This is a genomic window from Peribacillus sp. NPDC097264 (genome assembly GCF_050277925.1).
Lineage (GTDB): Bacteria > Bacillota > Bacilli > Bacillales > DSM-1321 > Peribacillus.
The window spans coordinates 522,142-540,912 of record NZ_JBNNSR010000001.1 but is presented as its reverse complement, the minus strand read 5'-3'; the positions used below and the strand labels follow the sequence as shown (position 1 = coordinate 540,912).

18 protein-coding genes are annotated in these 18,771 nt (G+C 40.9%); 10 read left to right on the top strand and 8 right to left on the bottom strand.

The genetic code is table 11. From position 1 onward, the window contains the following. Window positions 1–32 precede the first annotated feature (32 nt). Complete coding sequence (locus ACQKL0_RS02595) at window positions 33–1,232, top strand: class I SAM-dependent rRNA methyltransferase (protein ID WP_403124228.1); 1,200 nt, start codon at window positions 33–35, stop codon at window positions 1,230–1,232. A 74-nt stretch (window positions 1,233–1,306) separates the two neighbouring features. Here ACQKL0_RS02595 and ACQKL0_RS02590 read toward each other — a convergent pair whose 3' ends face one another. Both ACQKL0_RS02590 and ACQKL0_RS02585 read right to left on the bottom strand, forming a co-directional pair. Then, window positions 1,307–1,984, bottom strand: a complete 678-nt coding sequence (locus ACQKL0_RS02590; protein WP_402870050.1) for a lysoplasmalogenase — start codon at window positions 1,982–1,984, stop codon at window positions 1,307–1,309. A gap of 140 nt (window positions 1,985–2,124) precedes the next feature. Further along, on the bottom strand, window positions 2,125–3,393 hold the full coding sequence (locus ACQKL0_RS02585; RefSeq protein ID WP_402870052.1) for a dicarboxylate/amino acid:cation symporter: 1,269 nt from the start codon (window positions 3,391–3,393) through the stop codon (window positions 2,125–2,127). A gap of 286 nt (window positions 3,394–3,679) precedes the next feature. On the opposite strand from ACQKL0_RS02585, the gene ACQKL0_RS02580 reads away from it, so the two are divergent. The 3 genes from ACQKL0_RS02580 (at window position 3,680) to ACQKL0_RS02570 (ending at window position 5,240) form a co-directional block, all read left to right on the top strand. Continuing rightward, window positions 3,680–3,844 carry a hypothetical protein gene (locus ACQKL0_RS02580; RefSeq protein ID WP_403124222.1) on the top strand — a complete coding sequence of 55 codons (165 nt, stop codon included), beginning with the start codon at window positions 3,680–3,682 and terminating at the stop codon, window positions 3,842–3,844. A gap of 169 nt (window positions 3,845–4,013) precedes the next feature. Further along, window positions 4,014–4,769, top strand: a complete 756-nt coding sequence (locus ACQKL0_RS02575) for a threonine/serine exporter family protein (RefSeq protein WP_403124219.1) — start codon at window positions 4,014–4,016, stop codon at window positions 4,767–4,769. Window positions 4,770–4,787: 18 nt separating this feature from the next. Continuing rightward, window positions 4,788–5,240, top strand: coding sequence for a threonine/serine exporter family protein (locus ACQKL0_RS02570; protein WP_402870056.1), 453 nt, complete (start codon window positions 4,788–4,790; stop codon window positions 5,238–5,240). Window positions 5,241–5,306: 66 nt separating this feature from the next. On the opposite strand, the gene ACQKL0_RS02565 is transcribed toward ACQKL0_RS02570, so the two are convergent. Together ACQKL0_RS02565 and ACQKL0_RS02560 are read right to left on the bottom strand one after the other, a co-directional pair. After that, window positions 5,307–6,842, bottom strand: a complete 1,536-nt coding sequence (locus tag ACQKL0_RS02565) for a solute symporter family protein (RefSeq protein ID WP_427591674.1) — start codon at window positions 6,840–6,842, stop codon at window positions 5,307–5,309. Between the two features lie 7 nt (window positions 6,843–6,849). Continuing rightward, window positions 6,850–7,176, bottom strand: a complete 327-nt coding sequence (locus ACQKL0_RS02560) for a DUF485 domain-containing protein (protein ID WP_402871295.1) — start codon at window positions 7,174–7,176, stop codon at window positions 6,850–6,852. Window positions 7,177–7,531: 355 nt separating this feature from the next. On the opposite strand from ACQKL0_RS02560, the gene ACQKL0_RS02555 reads away from it, so the two are divergent. From ACQKL0_RS02555 to ACQKL0_RS02530, 6 genes are all read left to right on the top strand, one after another. Continuing rightward, window positions 7,532–8,203 (top strand): response regulator transcription factor, encoded by a 672-nt coding sequence (locus ACQKL0_RS02555; RefSeq protein ID WP_427591720.1) that lies wholly within the window; start codon window positions 7,532–7,534, stop codon window positions 8,201–8,203. Between the two features lie 11 nt (window positions 8,204–8,214). After that, a complete protein-coding gene (locus tag ACQKL0_RS02550) occupies window positions 8,215–9,441 on the top strand; it encodes a sensor histidine kinase (RefSeq protein ID WP_427686008.1) in 1,227 nt (408 codons plus the stop codon). A gap of 330 nt (window positions 9,442–9,771) precedes the next feature. Next, window positions 9,772–10,950, top strand: coding sequence for a NupC/NupG family nucleoside CNT transporter (locus tag ACQKL0_RS02545; protein ID WP_402870067.1), 1,179 nt, complete (start codon window positions 9,772–9,774; stop codon window positions 10,948–10,950). 151 nt (window positions 10,951–11,101) lie between these two features. Further along, window positions 11,102–12,061: a peptide-methionine (R)-S-oxide reductase MsrB gene (gene msrB / locus ACQKL0_RS02540; protein ID WP_427686007.1), complete on the top strand. Its 960-nt coding sequence runs from the start codon at window positions 11,102–11,104 to the stop codon at window positions 12,059–12,061. Between the two features lie 179 nt (window positions 12,062–12,240). Continuing rightward, window positions 12,241–13,290 carry an IS1595 family transposase gene (locus tag ACQKL0_RS02535; protein WP_427686057.1) on the top strand — a complete coding sequence of 350 codons (1,050 nt, stop codon included), beginning with the start codon at window positions 12,241–12,243 and terminating at the stop codon, window positions 13,288–13,290. 121 nt (window positions 13,291–13,411) lie between these two features. Further along, window positions 13,412–14,131 carry a nucleotidyltransferase domain-containing protein gene (locus ACQKL0_RS02530; protein ID WP_427686005.1) on the top strand — a complete coding sequence of 240 codons (720 nt, stop codon included), beginning with the start codon at window positions 13,412–13,414 and terminating at the stop codon, window positions 14,129–14,131. A 122-nt stretch (window positions 14,132–14,253) separates the two neighbouring features. Here ACQKL0_RS02530 and ACQKL0_RS02525 read toward each other — a convergent pair whose 3' ends face one another. The 4 genes from ACQKL0_RS02525 to ACQKL0_RS02510 form a co-directional block, all read right to left on the bottom strand. Beyond that, window positions 14,254–15,906 carry a glutamine--tRNA ligase/YqeY domain fusion protein gene (locus ACQKL0_RS02525; protein ID WP_402870072.1) on the bottom strand — a complete coding sequence of 551 codons (1,653 nt, stop codon included), beginning with the start codon at window positions 15,904–15,906 and terminating at the stop codon, window positions 14,254–14,256. A 259-nt stretch (window positions 15,907–16,165) separates the two neighbouring features. Continuing rightward, entirely contained in the window at window positions 16,166–16,906 is a 741-nt protein-coding gene (locus tag ACQKL0_RS02520) for an amino acid ABC transporter ATP-binding protein (protein WP_427686003.1), read from the bottom strand. Between the two features lie 12 nt (window positions 16,907–16,918). Beyond that, the gene (locus ACQKL0_RS02515; protein WP_402870078.1) at window positions 16,919–17,584 is read right to left on the bottom strand and encodes an amino acid ABC transporter permease; all 666 of its coding nucleotides are present in this window, start codon (window positions 17,582–17,584) and stop codon (window positions 16,919–16,921) included. A 26-nt stretch (window positions 17,585–17,610) separates the two neighbouring features. Next, window positions 17,611–18,390: a transporter substrate-binding domain-containing protein gene (locus ACQKL0_RS02510; protein ID WP_402870080.1), complete on the bottom strand. Its 780-nt coding sequence runs from the start codon at window positions 18,388–18,390 to the stop codon at window positions 17,611–17,613. Between the last annotated feature and the right edge of the window lie 381 nt (window positions 18,391–18,771).

The window sequence follows — 18,771 nt, the reverse complement described above, 5'->3', positions numbered from 1 at the left end:
AGGAAAGCAATACCAAAGATAGGATGATATATTTGATAAAAGAAATAGATGTAAAAGTTAAAACTAAATTCGTAAGTAAAATCGCAAAAGGCTATCCTCTGATTGCCAAGGAGGCGATTGGCAACCTCAATGACCTTCAGGAAGAAGGATGCTTGTTGCGATTGGTCGACGAAAACAATCGCTTTCTTGCCAAGGGCTATTATGGAAGACAGAATAAAGGCTATGGATGGGTGTTGACGCACAAAGAGGGCGAAAACATTGACCAGGAGTTTTTCAATCAAAAAATCCAGGCTGCTTATGACTATCGAAAGCCTTTCTTCAAAGATAACGAAACGACGGCATTCCGCTTCTTCAATGGTGAGGGAGATGGAGTTGGTGGGATAATCATTGATCACTACGAGGGCAACTATGTCATCAACTGGTATAGCAAGGGAATCTATTCATTTAAAGACTATATTATTAAAGCCTTGCAGAATACGGTCAATGTCAAATCCATCTATCAGAAGAAACGCTTTGATACAAAGGGACAATATGTAGAGGAAGATGACTTTGTCATGGGTGTGCAGCCGGAATTTCCACTTATCGTCAAGGAAAATGGTGTTCAATTTGCGGTTTACCTGAACGATGGAGCAATGGTAGGCGTTTTCCTCGATCAACGTGATGTTAGAAGGACCATCAGGGATAAGTATGCAAAAGGGAAAACTGTCTTGAATATGTTCTCTTACACCGGTGCCTTCTCTGTATTTGCAGCTTTAGGCGGTGCCATTAAAACGACAAGTGTGGACTTGGCTAACCGCAGTTTGCCTAAAACGATTGAACAATTTAACGTGAATGGAATTGATCCAGAAGCGCAGAACATCGTCGTAATGGATGTATTTAATTACTTTAAGTATGCGATGAAGAAAGCTTTGAAATTTGATATAGTCATCCTGGATCCGCCGAGTTTTGCCAAATCAAAGAAGTTTACCTTTAGTGCTGGTAAAGACTATACGAACTTATTGAAAGATGCTATTGCCATTACAGAGGACAATGGAGTGATTATTGCATCTACGAACTGTAGCACCTTTGATATGAAAAAATTCAAAAGCTTCATTGACGCGGCATTTAGAGAAATGAATGGAAAATATGAATTGATGGAAGAGTTCACGCTCCCCACCGATTTTAGAACAAATTCGAACTTCAAAGAGGGCAATTATTTAAAAGTGGCATTTATCAAGAAAATCAAAGGATGAAATCCCTATGTAGGTATGCAACGGTCTGGAATAAGACTGTGCATACCTTTTTTATGTATCGAATAGGAATGAAATTAGTCGTATATAGTCGGTTCATCATACTTTCGGTTTATCAATGAAGGATAAGCATATTTTGGCCGAATGCTAGAAGCGATGAAGAATTGAGCTGTATAGTAGGTAAGCATGATCAGGGGACCGGCAAAGGTAATATCTTCGACGAATTTATTCCAGGATAAAATGGAGTCTGAAATGACAAACAGCAAACCACCGATAATGGCAGCAGCCTTCCCAGTCATGAATGCGGTCCAGCCCATGATGGAAATCACGGTTATATAGCAAATGACGGGAATGATCAAACTGCTCTCCCCCTTCTCAGTCAAAGAAAGAACTATTTCCCGGCCAATCCAAGTGGAATAGACCCCAATGGGAAGAATGCTTGCCATGCGCAGCCATGAAAAATTCCACTGGTTCAAGAATGCGGCAATATAGAAGATGTGTCCAATCAAGAAAGCCGTTAGGCCAATAACAAACCAGATTAATAAGCCGTCACCTAGCATGCAAAAGAATAGACCAAGTAATACAAGTTGTTGATAGCGGGTCATACGATCCATATTTTTGGTGTAGGCATAAAACAGGATCAATATCATGGGGATAATCTTGAATAGAATCTTTATAGCTAACGGTTCTTCAGGTATGAAAAATATATAGAGTAAGCCCATGATAAGAATTCCAGCAGGCAGCCACTTATTCAATATTCTACCCCTCCTCGCGTTCTTTCTCCTTTAATTCGATTTAAGGAAGGGAAAATCCTTTTCTGCTGAAAACTTGTTTCAAGACAATTAAGGAATAAAAAATAGACTCCAAATCTTTTGGAGTCTATTTCATACGAAGCTTATATAGTAGGATCCTCTTTTACAAAGGCCTGTTTTACCCAGTTCTTACCCTCGACAAGCCGTGTGACAAGCATAGCGCACACGGTATTCCCTGTTGAGTTTAGAAGTGTAGCGGGTGCATCGATAATGGTAGAGATGACAGCAATAATTGGTAAGACTTCGATAGGGAAGCCAAACACGCTTAGAATCAACATTTCCCCAATCATGCCACCTCCAGGAATGGCGCCCATGACCGCACCGACTAAAAAGGCCACGGCAAGGATGCTTAGAATGCTGGAAATACTCGTCATATCTTTGCCGAATAGGGTGAAAAGGAAAACAATCTTCAAGACACCACCAAATACAGAACCATCTTTATGTGTGTTGGCTCCAAGTGGGATGATTGTTTCGGCAATATCCTTTGGTACACCCATTTTTCGGACGTATTCCAAGTTGACTGGAATCGAAGCCGCACTCGAGCAGGTAGCGATGGCTGTAATGGAAGGCGTGAATGCGTTTTTCCAGAACAATTTAATACCCTCTTTGCCACCAGCAAGAAAGGCATATAGAGTGAAGAACCCAAAATAATAGATCACGGTCAAAATGAGATAAAGAACGAATGTGCGTGCATAACCTTCTAAAATTTGTGGTCCAAGCTGACCGATGATGGAAGCGAAGTAAGCGCCTAGACCAATCGGTGCATAATACATGACAATTTTAACGACTTTCATCATCACAGCCGTACCAGCTGATAAAAACACAGTAATCGGTTTGGCTTTTTCGCCGACTAATGCGGTGGAAAGTCCAATTAAAACAGAGAAGACAATTAACTGTAGCATATTGCTTCTTGAGAACAGTTCGGGAAAGTCGGAGACCGTAACCGTTTGAACGAGCTGGCTAAGTAATGAAACCTCTTCAACAGGCTCCTGTGAACCACCATTTTCCATTAGTTCTTTAATCGCAGTGGTATCTGTGCCTTCCAATGGATTGATGATAGTTGTCCCAACGAAGCCAATTACGGCAGCCAGCGCAGCTGTTGCTAAGAAAACGAAGACGATGCTGCCCATGATTTTCCCTAGACGATTCATCCCATTCATATTGGCGATGGCCGAAGAGATACTGAAAAATACCAGTGGCACAATTATTGTGAACATTAAATTTAGAAATAAGTCCCCCAGCGGCTGGATGATGGAGGTCTTCTCTCCAAATATCAGACCAGCTATACCGCCAATAATAATTGCCGTCAGCAATATTAGTGAGGATCGATAGTTTTTAAAGAAGCTTTTCATGAAATATTCCTTCCTTTCAGGATGTGGCTAACAATAATTACACGCTCAATTATCAGCTTTAGAGCGTAGTTTGACAATAATTAATTAAAGGAAGTTTAGTTAAAAGAATAATCAGATAAAAATAGTGCGGTGAGTTAGCAGTTGGCATTTGAGAAATCTCTCATGTGTTATGTAACAATAAATATCAGAATCTTTGTGAAAATATGTAGGCCTAGGGGGCAATTTGGTTGACCATGTACGGATTAGAAAAGGTGAATTCGATAAAACACTGAAATAGCAAGGAGATATGTTCCATTGGCCAACGAGGTGGATATGCCTGTTACCAAGTACCGTGGATGTTGGGGCAGTTGAAAGTAGTGGGATTCCAGTCTTTAAGAACCAGCCCTTGCAGGATGTAGAAGGCTTGATGAGGTTACTAGGTGGAAAAGGGGGTACCCTTCGATTAGCGTAATGAGGAATATAAATAATAGGGAGAGATTTGTTAGAATAATCGGCTTATTTAGGAAGGGTTAGCTATATCCTTTTTTCGAAAATTAGGCTATCATGGAATGAATTTGGAAGGGTTAGTTTTTACTTATAAAGCAAGCATTTCCTATATAGGAAGTAATGGAGAGGATACGATGGAAAGTCAGTTTCAGACGAATGAAATTATAGATGTTTGTTTGCTTGCAGGGAAAATCATGCTCCAAAACGGGGCGGAAACCTCCAGGGTGGAAGATACGATGGTTAGGATAGCGGCCGCTTTTGGTTGTGATGAATCGCATAGCTTTTCAACGCCGACAGGAATTATCTTCTCCTTGGATGGGGAACACCCCGCCTCTAAGCTAATCAGGGTTTCCCAAAGGTCCACTGATTTACACAAGGTGACGTTAGTGAACAGCATTTCCCGTAGCATATCAAGTCGGGAAATGACGCCACAGCAAGCTTATTCCCGTCTGAAGGAAATAGAAAAGGAAGGCATGGGGTATTCCGTGTGGGTACAGATTTTTGCAGCCTTCATATCAAGTGGTTGTTTTTTAATTATGTTCCAAGGACAGTGGAGTGATTTTATCTGGTCGTGTATCGCCGGAGGGTTAGGGTTTTCTTGCCTGCTGTATTTGCATTGGTTATTGGAGGTCCGTTTTTTTGCCGAGTTTATCGCTTCGTTAGTTGTGGGCATGGCCGCCATGTTATTTGTGCAATTAGGTTTGGGTAGTCAGTTGGATAAGATCATTATTGGAGCCGTGATGCCACTTGTGCCGGGATTATTAATTACGAATGCAGCAAGGGATTTAATTGCAGGGCATTTAGTTTCAGGGCTGTCCAAAGGAGCAGATGCAGGTTTGACCGCCTTGGCCATTGGTACTGGGATTGCGGTTGCCTTTGTTTTCCTATGATGTTGGGGAGGTAGAAAAATGATTGCACAGTTAATTACAAGTTTTATTGCCTCTGCTGCATTTGGAGTCATTTTCAATGTGCCAAAAAAATCGTTGATTCAATGTGGTACGGTTGGAATGGTAGGTTGGTTTCTCTATTATTATCTGGTCGAAAATGAGATAAATAGCATTGCTGCTACATTGGCAGCGGCATTCCTCGTAGCAGTTATCAGCCAATATTTTGCGAAGAGGTATAAAACACCGATTACAATCTTTAATGTGTCAGGGATTATCCCACTCGTACCTGGGGGACTATCCTATGATGCGATGAAGCATTTTGTGGAAAATGATTTCAATATGGCCGTCCAGCTGGCAGCAAAAGCATTTATGCTAGCAGGGGCGATTGCCATGGGTTTGATTTTTGCTGAGGTTATGAATCAGTTAGTGAATAAATACAATAAAAGAAAATTAAAGAGGCTAAATAAGATATAGAAATAGCTGGAATGTTACCAAATAGGAAAAGAGGGGAAAAATGATCCCCCTCTTTTCCTATTTGGGTTAAATTGAATCCTTCATCCCCGTATTAGCCTTGACTAATATTTCATCATATTTCTTGGCATCCGCTTTTTTACTGGACAACAAGGTTCCTACGATTGCAGCGATAAAGCCAATCGGGATGGAGATGATTCCTGGATTTTCAAGAGGAAAGAGCGGATTCCCTACAAAGATAGCATTCCCATCCGGAGACCAGACATTCGGGCTTAAGAACACGAGCAACAGGGAGCTGACTAGGCCGACAAGCATGCCTGTGACTGCTCCGGCTGTGTTGAAGCGTTTCCAGAATACCGTAAAGAGAATGATGGGAAGATTGGCGCTAGCGGCAACGGCAAAGGCAAGGGATACAAGGAAGGCAACATTCATATTTTGGGCAAATAGAGCAAGGATGATGGAAAGGATGGACACACCGATGGATGCCCAACGAGCGGCTACGACTTGTTCTTTATCAGTGGCTTCACCTTTACGAATGATATGACCATAAAAATCATGGGCAAAGGCGGAGGCGGCAGATAGAACAAGACCGGCCACAACCGCTAAGATGGTAGCAAAAGCAACGGCTGATACAAAGGCGAAAAGGAAATCTCCGCCTAGGGCTTCAGCAAGCAAGGGAGCAGCCATATTGCCAGCAGAATTCGCTCCAACGATTTTGTCATATCCTACGAAGGCTGCTGCCCCGAATCCAAGGAATATGGTCATGATATAGAAAATTCCAATGATCCATGTAGCATAGACCACGGACTTTCGCGCAGTGATGGCATCTTTCACTGTAAAGAATCGAATGAGTATATGCGGAAGTCCAGCCGTTCCTAGCACGAGGGCCAGATTGAGTGATAAAGTGTCCAATGGATCCTTAAACTTGTTTCCTGGGTTCAGGAAATCACCTCCGAGAGGAGTGGCTGTTTTCATCTGCCGGAACATCTCCAACACACTGAAGTCGAATTTTGCCAGTACGATAATGGAGATGATGAATGTCCCGGCCATCAATAAAACGGCTTTGACGATTTGCACCCAGCTAGTTGCGGTCATCCCACCAAATACGACGTATACGGTCATTAAAACCCCAACAATGATAACGGAGTATAAGTAATCGATTCCAAGTAATAATTTTATGAGGGCGCCTGCACCGACAAGTTGGGCAATCATATAAAAGGTAGAAATGGAAATCGTATTTAAAGCAGCCACGCCGCGTACCTTCTTTTCATTGAAGCGTGCAGCAATCATGTCGGCAAGAGTGTATTTCCCAAGATTACGAAGGGGCTCGGCTACAATATAGAGTACGACGAGGTAAGCGACTAGAAAACCGATGCTATAGAAGAACCCATCGAATCCAGAGAGTGCGACCATCCCCGCAATTCCCAGAAATGAAGCGGCGGACATATAGTCCCCGGCTATTGCCCAGCCATTTTGCCAACCGGTTAGACTGCTATCCGCCGTATAGAAGTCAGCTGTCGTTTTGGTGCGGCGTGAGGCAAAGAAGGTTATGACCAAGGTTAGACCGACTATGAGAAGAAATAAGACAAAAGCAAGTACATTCATGCCCTCTTCACCCCCTTCCTTTCGCTTCTTTTATAATATGTTCGACAAGCTTGTCGAAAGTTGCAGCCTTTTTGGAGTAAAGCACACATAGGGTCCATGTCATGATGAATTGTGCGAAGGCAAGCACCCAGGCCCAACTGATAGCGCCGAAAGCATTTGAATTCAGGACTGTAGAATAGGAAGTGAGAATGGGTAAGGAGAAATAAAAGACCATGAAAAAGATGGAAAGTGGAACGATGAACTTACGTTTTTTTCTAAGGAGATCTTGAAATGATGGTGATTGGACAATTTCGGTGTAATTTTTGGAAGCGCTTACTTTTTGATCTTCAGCCATTGATTCATTTGATGGCAATGTGGTTCCCCCTTTATAAATCAATATAATTTACCTAGTGGAGCCCGATAACACTCTCAGTATATATTTATTAGAATATTTTGTAAATTTAATTTTAAAAAAATCCCCTTTTTTTGTTCGACATAGAATTTAGTAAAGCGAAGAAAAGAAATCTTCGTTCATTTGTTACATATAAAGGCAGCCATCATTAAGGAAAAGTTAAGCTTCTTTCGTAATACTGATTTCATTATACATCTTTAAAAAAGCAGGATGATGTTGTCAGGTTTTCTTTTATATATATAAAGGGGTAGGATTACAATATATTTACAGGAGAATTTTGTCGGGAGGGAGCCTTTTGATGAAGGTATTAGTGGTAGAGGATAATGCTTCATTATTAGAGTCAATGAGGCAAATTTTAGAGGATGAATATGAAGTGGATACAGCTGATAACGGGGAAGATGGGCTTTTTTTGGCCCAGCAACGTATATACGATATCATTCTTTTGGATGTAATGCTTCCGGGTATGGATGGATTCGAGATCATCCGCCACATGAGGAACGCCAAAATTGATACGAGTGTTTTATTTTTAACCGCAAAAGATTCCCTGGAGGATCGGGTAAGGGGCCTAGAACTTGGAGGGGACGATTACTTGGTCAAGCCATTTCAGGCAGCCGAGCTTAAGGCAAGAATACGGGCCCTTCTGCGTAGGAGTGGAATACTTTCGCTTGAACAGGGTTTGAAATACAGGGGAATTGAATTTTTGGAGAAGGAAAAGGATATTTTGGTAGACGGTGAGCCGGTAAGACTAACGTTGAAGCAATATGAGCTGCTTGAATACCTCATTCAAAATAAAGGGAAAATCCTTACCCGTGAACAGATTTTTGACCGCATCTGGGGGTTTGATTCCGATACGACGATCGCTATCGTTGAAGTGTTTGTGCACCATTTAAGAAAGAAATTGGAACCCTTTCAATACCATAAGGACATACAGACTATCCGAGGAATTGGCTATATGTTAAAACAACCTTAAGGGGGGGTAGCATGTTTCAAAAAACGAGGCTTCAGTTGACACTATTAAATTCAATCGTCTTCATAGTTCTTATTGCCATATTAAGCAGAACGATTTATTTCTATACAGAAAGTCAGATTTATAAAGAAGTGAATGATTCCTTGCGTGATCAAAGGATTGGGGGCATGCCAGGGGGGATTCGCCCCCCAGGTGAATTTCAGTTAGGTCCAGGTCCAAGTGTGATTGTTTGGGGTCCGAATGAAACAATCATTGAGCCGAGGTTGAACGAAAACAATTTCTTCAAGGTCAATGAACCGGAGTTTTTCCCGAAAACGTTTGATGAGATTGAAGAAATTTCCGTCGATGGTGCTACGTATCGAGCGGTTTCCACACAGGTAGAAACAGAATACGGACAAATGACGTGGCAATTCATTCGGAATGTAGATTCGGAAAAAGCTATGCTCAATCGCTTATTGCTCATATTGCTCATGGGTGGAGGAATTGGAAGCCTTTTGGCCATTGGAGCTGGTTACCTTTTGGCGGGGAGGGCCCTCATCCCGATAAAAAAATCATGGGAGCAACAGCAGCAGTTCGTTTCCGATGCTTCGCATGAAATCAGGACACCGCTTGCTGTCATTCAATCGAGAGCCGATTTGTTGTTTCAATCACCTTCCGCGACAATCGAAGAAAAAGCGGTCGATATATCGATTATTTCTAAAGAAGTGCGACGTTTGAATAAGTTAGTTACAAGCCTTTTAACCTTGACTCGAACGGATTCCAATCAAATGGAGGTTACAAAAGGGAGGTTTTTCTTAGATGAAGTCATTAGCGAGATTGTTGAACAGTATATTGATATAGCTTCTTTTCAGGATAAAACAATGGTTAGCATAGTCCCGGAACAAGTTGAGTTTTTCGGGGATAAAGAAAGAATTCATCAATTACTGGTGATATTAGTCGATAATGCATTGAAGTTTACGGAAAAAGGCGGGGAAATTTCGATATCCTGCGTCAAGAGCGCTTCGTCCATCATTCTTTCTGTAGAAGATGATGGAAAAGGGATTCCTCAAGAGGAAATATCGAAAATCTTTGATCGATTTTATCAAGTGGAACAAGCCCGTTCCTTAAACGAAGGGTCAGGACTTGGTCTCTCTATTGCCAAGTGGATTGTCCAAATGCATCAAGGGATTATTAAAGTGACGAGTGAAGAGAGAAAACGCACGCGTTTCGAAATTACCTTTCCAAAAAAACCAAAGATATAAATAAAAAGATAGGCTCTAATTTCCCCTTTTATCTTAAGGGAAAGTTAAGGGTCTTTTTTAACCCTAAGTTTTTTTTGATCGTTGCTGTTTCGTTAGATGTGGATATAGAGAAACCAGTTGGGGAAACTTTTAATAAAATGGGTTTGTCAGTTACCAAATATTGTATTGTGCTTATAGAAAAAAATTAATTGCACTACAAAAAATATTAGTATAGTATATAAAATTGAAGAGGTACGGACAAGGTATTTTGGCTAAAAGAGAAAACGCTTGCATAATTCTTTTAAGGTACCAGTTAAAATAAATTAAATTCACCTAAGTGGAGGCCGCATAATGAAATTTCTGATAGCAATTTTAGGGCTGATCGTCGTTTTTGGACTTGCTGTATTAGTGAGCAGTGACCGTAAGAAAATCAAAGTTAAACCAATCATCATAATGATCCTGATTCAGCTTATCTTGACGTATATATTATTAAATACGAAGTTTGGTCTTGTCATCATCAATGCTATTGCTGACGCATTTGGAATGCTTTTGAAATGGGCCAATGAAGGGGTAACATTCGTCTTCGGCGGAATCGTCAATGAAGGCGCATCACCGTTCTTTTTAAATGTTCTTCTTCCGATTGTCTTTATATCCGCCTTAATTGGTATTTTACAGTATTTAAGAATCCTTCCATTCATTATGAAGTGGATTGGTTTACTAATCAGTAAAATAAATGGGATGGGTAAGCTTGAATCCTATAATGCGGTTGCTTCGGCTATCGTTGGTCAATCAGAAGTATTCATTACTTTGAAGAAACAGCTGGGTGCCATACCGCCTTCACGTATGTACACGCTTTGTGCATCGGCCATGTCCACTGTATCCATGTCGATTGTAGGAGCTTACATGACTATGGTTGAGCCAAGGTATGTGGTGACAGCCATTGTTATTAACATGTTTGGTGGATTTATTATCGCTTCTATCATCAATCCATATACAGTTTCCGAGGAAGAAGATATTCTCGCTGTTGAAGAAGGGGCAGAAAAGCAATCCTTCTTCGAGATGCTCGGAGAATATATCATGGATGGATTCAAAGTGGCGATAACTGTTGCTGCCATGTTAATTGGTTTTGTCGCATTAATCGCTGGTATAAACAGCTTATTCGACTTGATTCTAGGTATTAGCTTCCAAGAAATCCTAGGATATATCTTTGCTCCATTTGCCTTCATCATGGGTGTTCCGGCATCTGAAATTGTATCTGCTGGTGGAATCATGGCCACTAAATTAGTGACGAATGAATTCGTTGCCATGTTGAGCTTAGCGGATGCTGGATTCAGTGAGAGAACTTTAGGTATTGTATCGGTGTTCTTGGTATCTTTTGCAAACTTCTCATCAATCGGGATTATCGCTGGTGCAGTTAAAGGACTAAATGAAAAGCAAGGGAACGTTGTGGCACGATTTGGCTTGAAGTTACTTTATGGTGCGACGCTTGTCAGCATTCTATCAGCCATCATCGTCAGTGTCATCCTTTAATAGGTTCCAGGCTATAATAAATGATTATGTAAGGCACTTAGGTTGATTCCTAAGTGCCTCTTTTTATAGAATGGCATGAAATGAAAGAGTTAGTTTGTTGTTTGGGTATGTAATAATATAACAAAGTAAATAGTAGGAAAGGGTGCCAAGTGTGACAGTGAATGATAGAGAGATCGCGACCTTTGCAGGGGGATGCTTTTGGTGTATGGTAGCTCCCTTTGATGAGATGGATGGAATGATTGAGGTGACTTCGGGGTATACGGGCGGAAAGGTACCGAACCCACGTTACAAGCAGGTAACTTCGGGTCAGACCGATCATGTAGAAGCGGTTCAGCTTGTGTTTGATCCTCGCCTCATTTCTTATAAAGATTTACTTCGGATATTCTGGCAGCAGATTGACCCTACCGATGTTGGTGGACAATTTTCTGATAGGGGTAATCAATATAAATCTGCGATATTTTATCATAATGATCGTCAACGATTAGAAGCCGAGGAGTCCAAGAAAGAAATAATGGAGAATAATCTGTTCGATGACCCCATCGTAACGGATATTTTACCGGCCATGGAGTTTCATCCTGCTGAGGAATATCACCAGGATTTCCATAAAAAGAATCAATTTAGGTACGCCTTGTATCGTAAGGGTTCAGGCCGCGATGCTTTCTTAAAAGAAAACTGGCCTAAGGATCAATCCCACCTTAAGGAAATCTTGACTGAGAGGCAATTTTTCGTTACACAGGAAAATGGGACAGAGCCACCTTTTGACAATGAGTACTGGGATCACTTTAAAGAAGGCATCTATGTGGATGTCGTTTCTGGAGAGCCCCTATTCAGCTCCAGGAATAAGTATGATAGTGGATGTGGATGGCCAAGCTTTACAAAGCCGATCATGTCTGCCAGTGTTCATGAAAAGATTGACGTAAGCTATCGATCTACCCGTACTGAGGTGCGGAGCAGGGAAGGCGATTCCCATCTAGGACATGTGTTTTCGGATGGTCCTGCCCCCAAGGGAACTCGTTATTGCATCAATTCGGCTGCACTTCGGTTCATCCCTAGAAATGAAATGGAAGAGGAAGGATACGGAGACCTATTATTGCTATTTCAAATGGAGTGATGTTGTTGAGGGATGGAAGATGCAAGATAATTCATAAGCATATGAAAAGGACCAAACTCCATTATGGAATTTGGTCCTTTTCATTAGTTTTTATAATTTGGCTCTGTTAAAGTTAAATGTTGATATTTGCTTATAACGAACAAACGTTCTATAATGGAGTCATCAAATATAAGTTGGTGATGACTGTGAGAACAACGGATATACTTAAAGCCATTCAAAAACTGAATCCAGCGGAAAAACATCGATTACGGGAATATTTAATCGATGCTCTTACTGCTTCGTCATCCACAGGAACGGTACTGGAAGAAATCTCGGAACGTAAAAATAGGAATGGCTATCGGTGTCCCGATTGTGAGTCTGACCACATTGTACGATTTGGAAAATATTCTACTATCGTAGGTGGTGAAGAAATAAAGAAACAACGTTATCGCTGTAAGGCTTGTAAAAAAACTTTCACTGACCTCACCAATACGGCATTATATCGAACCCGTCACCTCAATCGTTGGATAAAGTTTATAGAATGTATGATAGAAGGTTATTCGCTTCGTAAATCAGCAGAGTTGATTGGTAACGTCACTCACGTCACATTATTTTATTGGAGGCACAAGTTCCTAACAGCATTAAGACAACTTGAGGTCTCAAAATTCCAAGGTATCGTTGAAATGGACGAGACTTATTTCCTTTACTCAGAAAAAGGGCAAAGGAAGATTAAAAATAGAAAGCCACGCAAACGGGGCGGTTCCGCAAAGAAACGTGGCATAAGTAACGAACAGGTATGCGTCCTGGTCGCAAGAGACCGTGACAAAGTGACCTTCTCACAGACGTTAGGTATGGGACGTTTAACCAAAGAACAATTAGACAAAGCCATCGGTTATAAACTTTCCAGCGAGAATGTGTTATGCACCGATGCTTGGCGTGCCTTTAAAACCTATGCCGCCGAAAAGGATATATCCATTTACCAGTTTAAGTCTGACGGTAAAATTCGCACCAAGGGTCTATATCACATCCAAAATGTCAACAACTACCACCGAAGACTGAAAGGTTGGATACAACGTTTTAACGGAGTGGCGACCAAATATCTGAACAATTACCTTGCGTGGTTTCAAGTATTAGAAAGCATCCATCATCAGAGAAATGAAGTTACGGTTAACGATATGATAATAAAAGGGAATTTAATTCCAAATATAGAAACGTATGATACACTTAGATTATCTAAGTTTACTGTTTAAGGGTATCTCTTTAATCAACTAACGGGGCAGTTTAGCGGAAGAAGGTATGGAATTTTTAAAGGTATTTTTCTCTTTAATGTAGAACCAATATAAAGAATTTGTTTAATTAGAGGTGAAACCAATGAGAAATTTGAATAAGTTAATCCCTATCGAAGCAGCACATCAATTTATTAATGAGCATTTTCCCAATTGTCAAGGAGCTTTATTAGCAGGGAGTGTTGTTCGGGGCGAAGCAACAGAAACATCTGACCTAGATATTGTTATTTTCGATAATAACCTTAGTTCATCTTACAGAGAGTCATTAATACAATATGGTTGGGCAATTGAGGTCTTTGTGCATAACTTAACCTCTTATAAACAATTTTTTGAAATGGATTATGAAAGAGCGAGACCTTCAATGCCAAGGATGGTTTCAGAAGGAACAATCTTAAAAGATGATGGAGTAATTGATTCCATAAAAAAAGAGGCAATGGATATATTAAGTAACGGACCAAAAGAATGGTCAAAAGAAACTATAAATACAAAGCGATATTTTATTACGGATGCACTAGATGATTTTATAGGTTGTTCTAATAGAGCAGAAGAACTATTTATCGCTAATACACTTGCTGAATTATTAAGCGAATTCGTTTTGAGAACAAACCGTCAATGGATTGGTGCATCAAAATGGATACTTCGTTCATTAAGAAATTTTGATGAACGGTTTTCAAATCAATTTGTAGAGGCTTTTGATATTTTTTATAAGACAGGTAACAAAAATCAAGTTATACAATTAGTTGATTATGTCTTACACCCCTTTGGAGGACGGTTGTTTGATGGTTTTTCGTTAGGGAAAAGCTAGATGTTCATCTTCAACTAACGGGGGCGTTAGTTCAATAAGACAATAAAACAAACGGAACTTCCAAGCTTATGGAAGTTCTGTTTTTCTTTGAATACATAATCAACAATAAACTTTAACAAAGCCTATAATTTAAATGAACTCTTCAAGCTAACGATTTGATTGAAGACGAGCTGATCGGATGACGTAAGTTTAGGATCGACATTGTAATAGCCATGTCTGAAAAACTGGAATTTATCCTGTGGCTTGACGTCTTTCATATTAGGCTCAACAAATCCTTGTAAGACTTCTATGGAATCAGGGTTAACCCGCTCTAAAAATGATTTTTCTTCTTCTTCATTTTGCTCATTATCCAAGATTAAAGGTTGGAAGTTACGGAATTCTGCTGAAATAGCTTGTGTAGCTTCGACCCAGTGAAGTGTCCCTTTCACCTTACGGCCGGTGAAACCAGATCCGCTCTTTGTTTCAACATCATATGTGCAATGAAGCTCAATGACATTTCCAGCCTCATCTTTTATCACGTCTTCGCATTTAATGAAATAAGCGTGTTTCAAACGGACTTCATTACCCGGGAAAAGACGGAAGTACTTTTTCGGTGGATTCTCCATGAAATCATCTTGCTCGATGTATATTTCACGTGAAAATGGAATTTGTCGAGTACCCATCTCAGGTACTTCGGGATTGATTTCAGCTTCAAGCATTTCAACTTCACCTTCTGGATAGTTGGTGATGACGACTTTAAGTGGCTTTAAAACACCCATGGTACGTGGAGCCTTCAGCTTCAAATCCTCACGGACAAAGTGATCAAGCATTTGGGAATCGACGACACCACTCGTTTTAGCAACACCTATTTCCTGGCAGAAAGCACGAATCGCTTCCGGTGTATATCCCCGTCTCCGTAAACCGGAGATGGTAGGCATACGTGGATCATCCCAGCCGTCGACAAATTTCTCATCGACAAGCTGTTTCAATTTACGCTTGCTCATCACCGTATTCGTCAGGTTTAAACGGCCAAATTCATATTGTTGTGGTTTGCTTTCCATTTCACAATTATCAACGATCCAGTCATAAAGCGGACGTTGATCTTCAAACTCCAACGTACAGATGGAATGAGTGACGCCTTCAATGGCATCCTCAATTGGGTGAGCAAATGCATACATCGGATAGATGCACCATTTATCTCCTGTATTGTGGTGTTCCGTATGGGAAATACGGTAAATAACAGGATCCCGCAGGTTAATATTTGGCGAGCTCATATCGATTTTTGCACGCAATACCTTTTGGCCATTCTCAAATTCGCCGTTACGCATCTTTTCAAATAGCTCAAGGTTTTCCTCAACCGTTCTATTGCGGTAAGGGCTATCTTTTCCAGGTTCCGTTAATGTTCCACGATATTCACGGATTTGGTCTGCATTTAGGTCATCCACATAGGCTAGACCTTTAGTGATTAGCAATACAGCCTTTTGATACATCTTATCAAAGTAATCGGAAGCAAAGAAAAGGTTATCCCAGTCATAACCAAGCCATTTGACATCTTCCTTGATGGAATTGACATACTCAATATCTTCCTTCAATGGATTCGTGTCATCGAAACGCAGGTTCGTTTTCCCATTGAATTCATCAGCCACACCAAAATTCAGTATGATGGATTTTGCGTGCCCGATGTGTAAGTAACCATTTGGCTCAGGAGGGAAACGGGTGACGATATGATTATGTTTTCCGGACTCTAGATCATCGTTTATAATATTTTTAATAAAGTTTGAAGAGTTATGTTCCAACAGAATTCGACCTCTTTCATTTATATACTTCTTTTAATTTTACCTGTATATATACCATAAATACAGACATTTTTCCATGTTCGAGCCGGAATGGGGGGAGTGAGGATATATTCTGAAACAATTCATCTAGTATTTAGTTTGCACATTTGGGAAGAATATATCCCTGAAACTTTGGTGGCAACTGATAAATCTATATAACTAGTATTGTTCAGAAAAGAAGCAATGCAGAGTTTCTCTGCATTGCTTCGGATGGTGTCATTTAAAATACAGTCGTTTGTAAAAATTCCTTCGTCCGTTCTTCTTTTGGATTGGAGAAAAATTCCGTAGGTGGGCCGCTTTCTATCACACGTCCGTTGTGCATGAAGACAATCCAGTCTCCTACTTCACGGGCAAAGCTCATCTCATGGGTCACGACGACCATTGTCATGCCTTCAATGGCCAGTTCCTTCATTGTCGCTAACACTTCACCGACAAGTTCCGGGTCGAGAGCGGAAGTGGGTTCGTCAAAGAGTAGGATATCCGGTTTCATGGCTAGTGCCCGAGCTATGGCAACCCGTTGTTTTTGCCCACCCGATAGTTTGCTTGGGTAGACATCCGCTTTATCCGAGAGTCCCACTTTAACCAATAACTCTTTTGCTTCCTTAATGGCTTGGGCCTTAGGGACCATCTTGACGTGAGTAGGTGCTTCTATAATATTCTCAAGCACTGTCATATGTGGGAAAAGGTAAAAATGCTGAAAAACCATGCCCACTTTTTCCCGAATCTTATTAATATCATGTTTTCCAGGCTGAATCTCTGTTCCCTCGATCAGGATCTGTCCACTGTCCTTTTTCTCTAAATAGTTCAAGCAACGGAGCAATGTACTTTTACCAGAGCCACTAGGGCCTATCAGGCAGACTACATCGCTATCCAGCACCTTCATATCGATATCCTTAAGCACATGAAGATCTCCATATGATTTATTCAAGTTTCTTATGCGAATCATTTCTTTTTGTTCCATGTTCATTTCCCCCTATCGATCGCTAATGGACAGTTTCTTTTCGAATGCATTGACGGCTATGGTTAAGATTGCTACAAGTATCAAGTAATAGACGGCTACAATCAGAAGGTAAGTCATTTCATCAAAGTTATTAGATCCTAACGTAGTGGCAACGTTAAAGAGCTCATTCATTGAGATGAATGCGGCTAATGAGGAATCCTTAAGGCCGATGATGAATTGATTGCCTAGTGGTGGCAGTGCACGGCGGAAAGCCTGTGGCAGGATGATTCTTCTTAATGTGAGAGACTTGCTCATTCCTAGCGAGCGACCAGCTTCCACCTGTCCTTTGTCGATGGATTGAATCGTTCCACGAAGTATTTCCGAAATATAAGCACCGTTATGGAAGGCGAGTGCAAGAGATGCTGCCCAAAAATCAGGAAGCAGGAAGATGTTACTAATACCAAAGTAAAGGATGAATATTTGTACGATCAATGGTGTACCCCGGACTAGGAATACATAAGCATCTGAAATCCATGCGAGGATCTTAATATTAGAAATTTTTAAGAGTGCAAAAAGTAATCCGATGACGGTCCCCACTAAAATGGATACGACAGTAAGCTCCAAGGTGAGGAGCATGGCTCGGATGAACACATCCGAAGAGCTAAATAATGTATCAAAGAAATGTGAAAAACTTGGCAATGGAACAACTCCCTTTCTATCTATCTTTATTCAGGTTTGGTCGTGATATCTTCACCAAAGTACTTTTTGCTGATTTCAGCAAGCGTTCCGTCTTCACGGAGATTGTCGAGTGCTGCATTGACACGTGCGAGCAACTCAGGGTTATCTTGTGGCAGTACAATCGCCTGCTCACTCCGTTCAATCAATTGTCGTCCTTCAATTTCAAAGCCTTCTTTCACGGCTTCTTTTCCGGTGACAAAATCCGTTATGACAGCATCATGACGCCCCCCGCTCAACGCTTTAAGGGCCGTGATGTCGCTATCATAGGTTTTTACATTGGTTGTATATTCTTCAGCGGTGTTTGCGTATGTAGAACCTTTAGACGCGGCTACCTCTTTTCCTTTTAAATCCTCGATTGTCTCGATATCACTATCAGGGCGCACAAAGATTTGAGGACCAGAGTAGTAATAGGGAGTAGAGAAGGAAACGTGTTTACTACGCTGTTCATTGATGGTATGACTGGCAACAGCTGCATCTGCCCGACCAGTCTTGACCCCTTCAACAATTCCTTTGAATTTTATTCGCTTAGGAACTGCTTCAAGTCCTAATTCTTTGGCAATGGCCGTTCCCACCTCGACATCAAATCCAGTTACAGTCATGTCATCATTGACATAGCTGAATGGTTTGAATTCACCTGAGGAAGCGAAGATAAACTGATCCTCATTAATCAGCTTACTACCATCTTCAAGCTGATCCTTCTCAGCACAGCCGGACATGAGACCAAGAATGACCAATAATGCAAGAATGAATTTTACTGATAATTTCATGATTATTTCTAATCCCCCTTTTAGGTACTGATAAAGTGTTTTATACCCAACATGTCTTCTGTCATAACCTCCAATTTTGGGAAGAACGTCCCAAAATGTCCAAATATCAAAAAAAATCGTCCTTAATCAGGCCGACTCTTCTCTTTTAATCTCTTTTACTATGCAATTCTTAAAGGTTCTGGGACTTTGCATTTACTTCTTCTACATTTCCCGTTATGTTCAAGTCACTGGATAGCTGGGCGTCTATCAAGTCATTGAAAATCCAATCGAAAAAAATCCCCCTTATTAAAACGGTACGCAAGTGGAAACCGCCGAAGAAATAATAAAAAAACCGGTATACGGGGATGTATTACCTTCCAATCCGGAGTGGGTGTTGAAATC

Bases quoted from the DNA above. Each gene is read 5' to 3' on its own strand.
- ACQKL0_RS02510 (WP_402870080.1), bottom strand. From the start codon at position 18,390: ATGAAATTATCAGTAAAATTCATTCTTGCATTATTGGTCATTCTTGGT.
- ACQKL0_RS02570 (WP_402870056.1), top strand. From the start codon at position 4,788: ATGATTGCACAGTTAATTACAAGTTTTATTGCCTCTGCTGCATTTGGA.
- ACQKL0_RS02535 (WP_427686057.1), top strand. From the start codon at position 12,241: ATGACTGTGAGAACAACGGATATACTTAAAGCCATTCAAAAACTGAAT.
- ACQKL0_RS02545 (WP_402870067.1), top strand. From the start codon at position 9,772: ATGAAATTTCTGATAGCAATTTTAGGGCTGATCGTCGTTTTTGGACTT.
- ACQKL0_RS02555 (WP_427591720.1), top strand. From the start codon at position 7,532: ATGAAGGTATTAGTGGTAGAGGATAATGCTTCATTATTAGAGTCAATG.
- ACQKL0_RS02530 (WP_427686005.1), top strand. From the start codon at position 13,412: ATGAGAAATTTGAATAAGTTAATCCCTATCGAAGCAGCACATCAATTT.
- ACQKL0_RS02520 (WP_427686003.1), bottom strand. From the start codon at position 16,906: ATGGAACAAAAAGAAATGATTCGCATAAGAAACTTGAATAAATCATAT.
- ACQKL0_RS02585 (WP_402870052.1), bottom strand. From the start codon at position 3,393: ATGAAAAGCTTCTTTAAAAACTATCGATCCTCACTAATATTGCTGACG.
- ACQKL0_RS02575 (WP_403124219.1), top strand. From the start codon at position 4,014: ATGGAAAGTCAGTTTCAGACGAATGAAATTATAGATGTTTGTTTGCTT.
- ACQKL0_RS02550 (WP_427686008.1), top strand. From the start codon at position 8,215: ATGTTTCAAAAAACGAGGCTTCAGTTGACACTATTAAATTCAATCGTC.
- ACQKL0_RS02580 (WP_403124222.1), top strand. From the start codon at position 3,680: ATGTTCCATTGGCCAACGAGGTGGATATGCCTGTTACCAAGTACCGTG.
- ACQKL0_RS02565 (WP_427591674.1), bottom strand. From the start codon at position 6,842: ATGAATGTACTTGCTTTTGTCTTATTTCTTCTCATAGTCGGTCTAACC.
- ACQKL0_RS02560 (WP_402871295.1), bottom strand. From the start codon at position 7,176: ATGGCTGAAGATCAAAAAGTAAGCGCTTCCAAAAATTACACCGAAATT.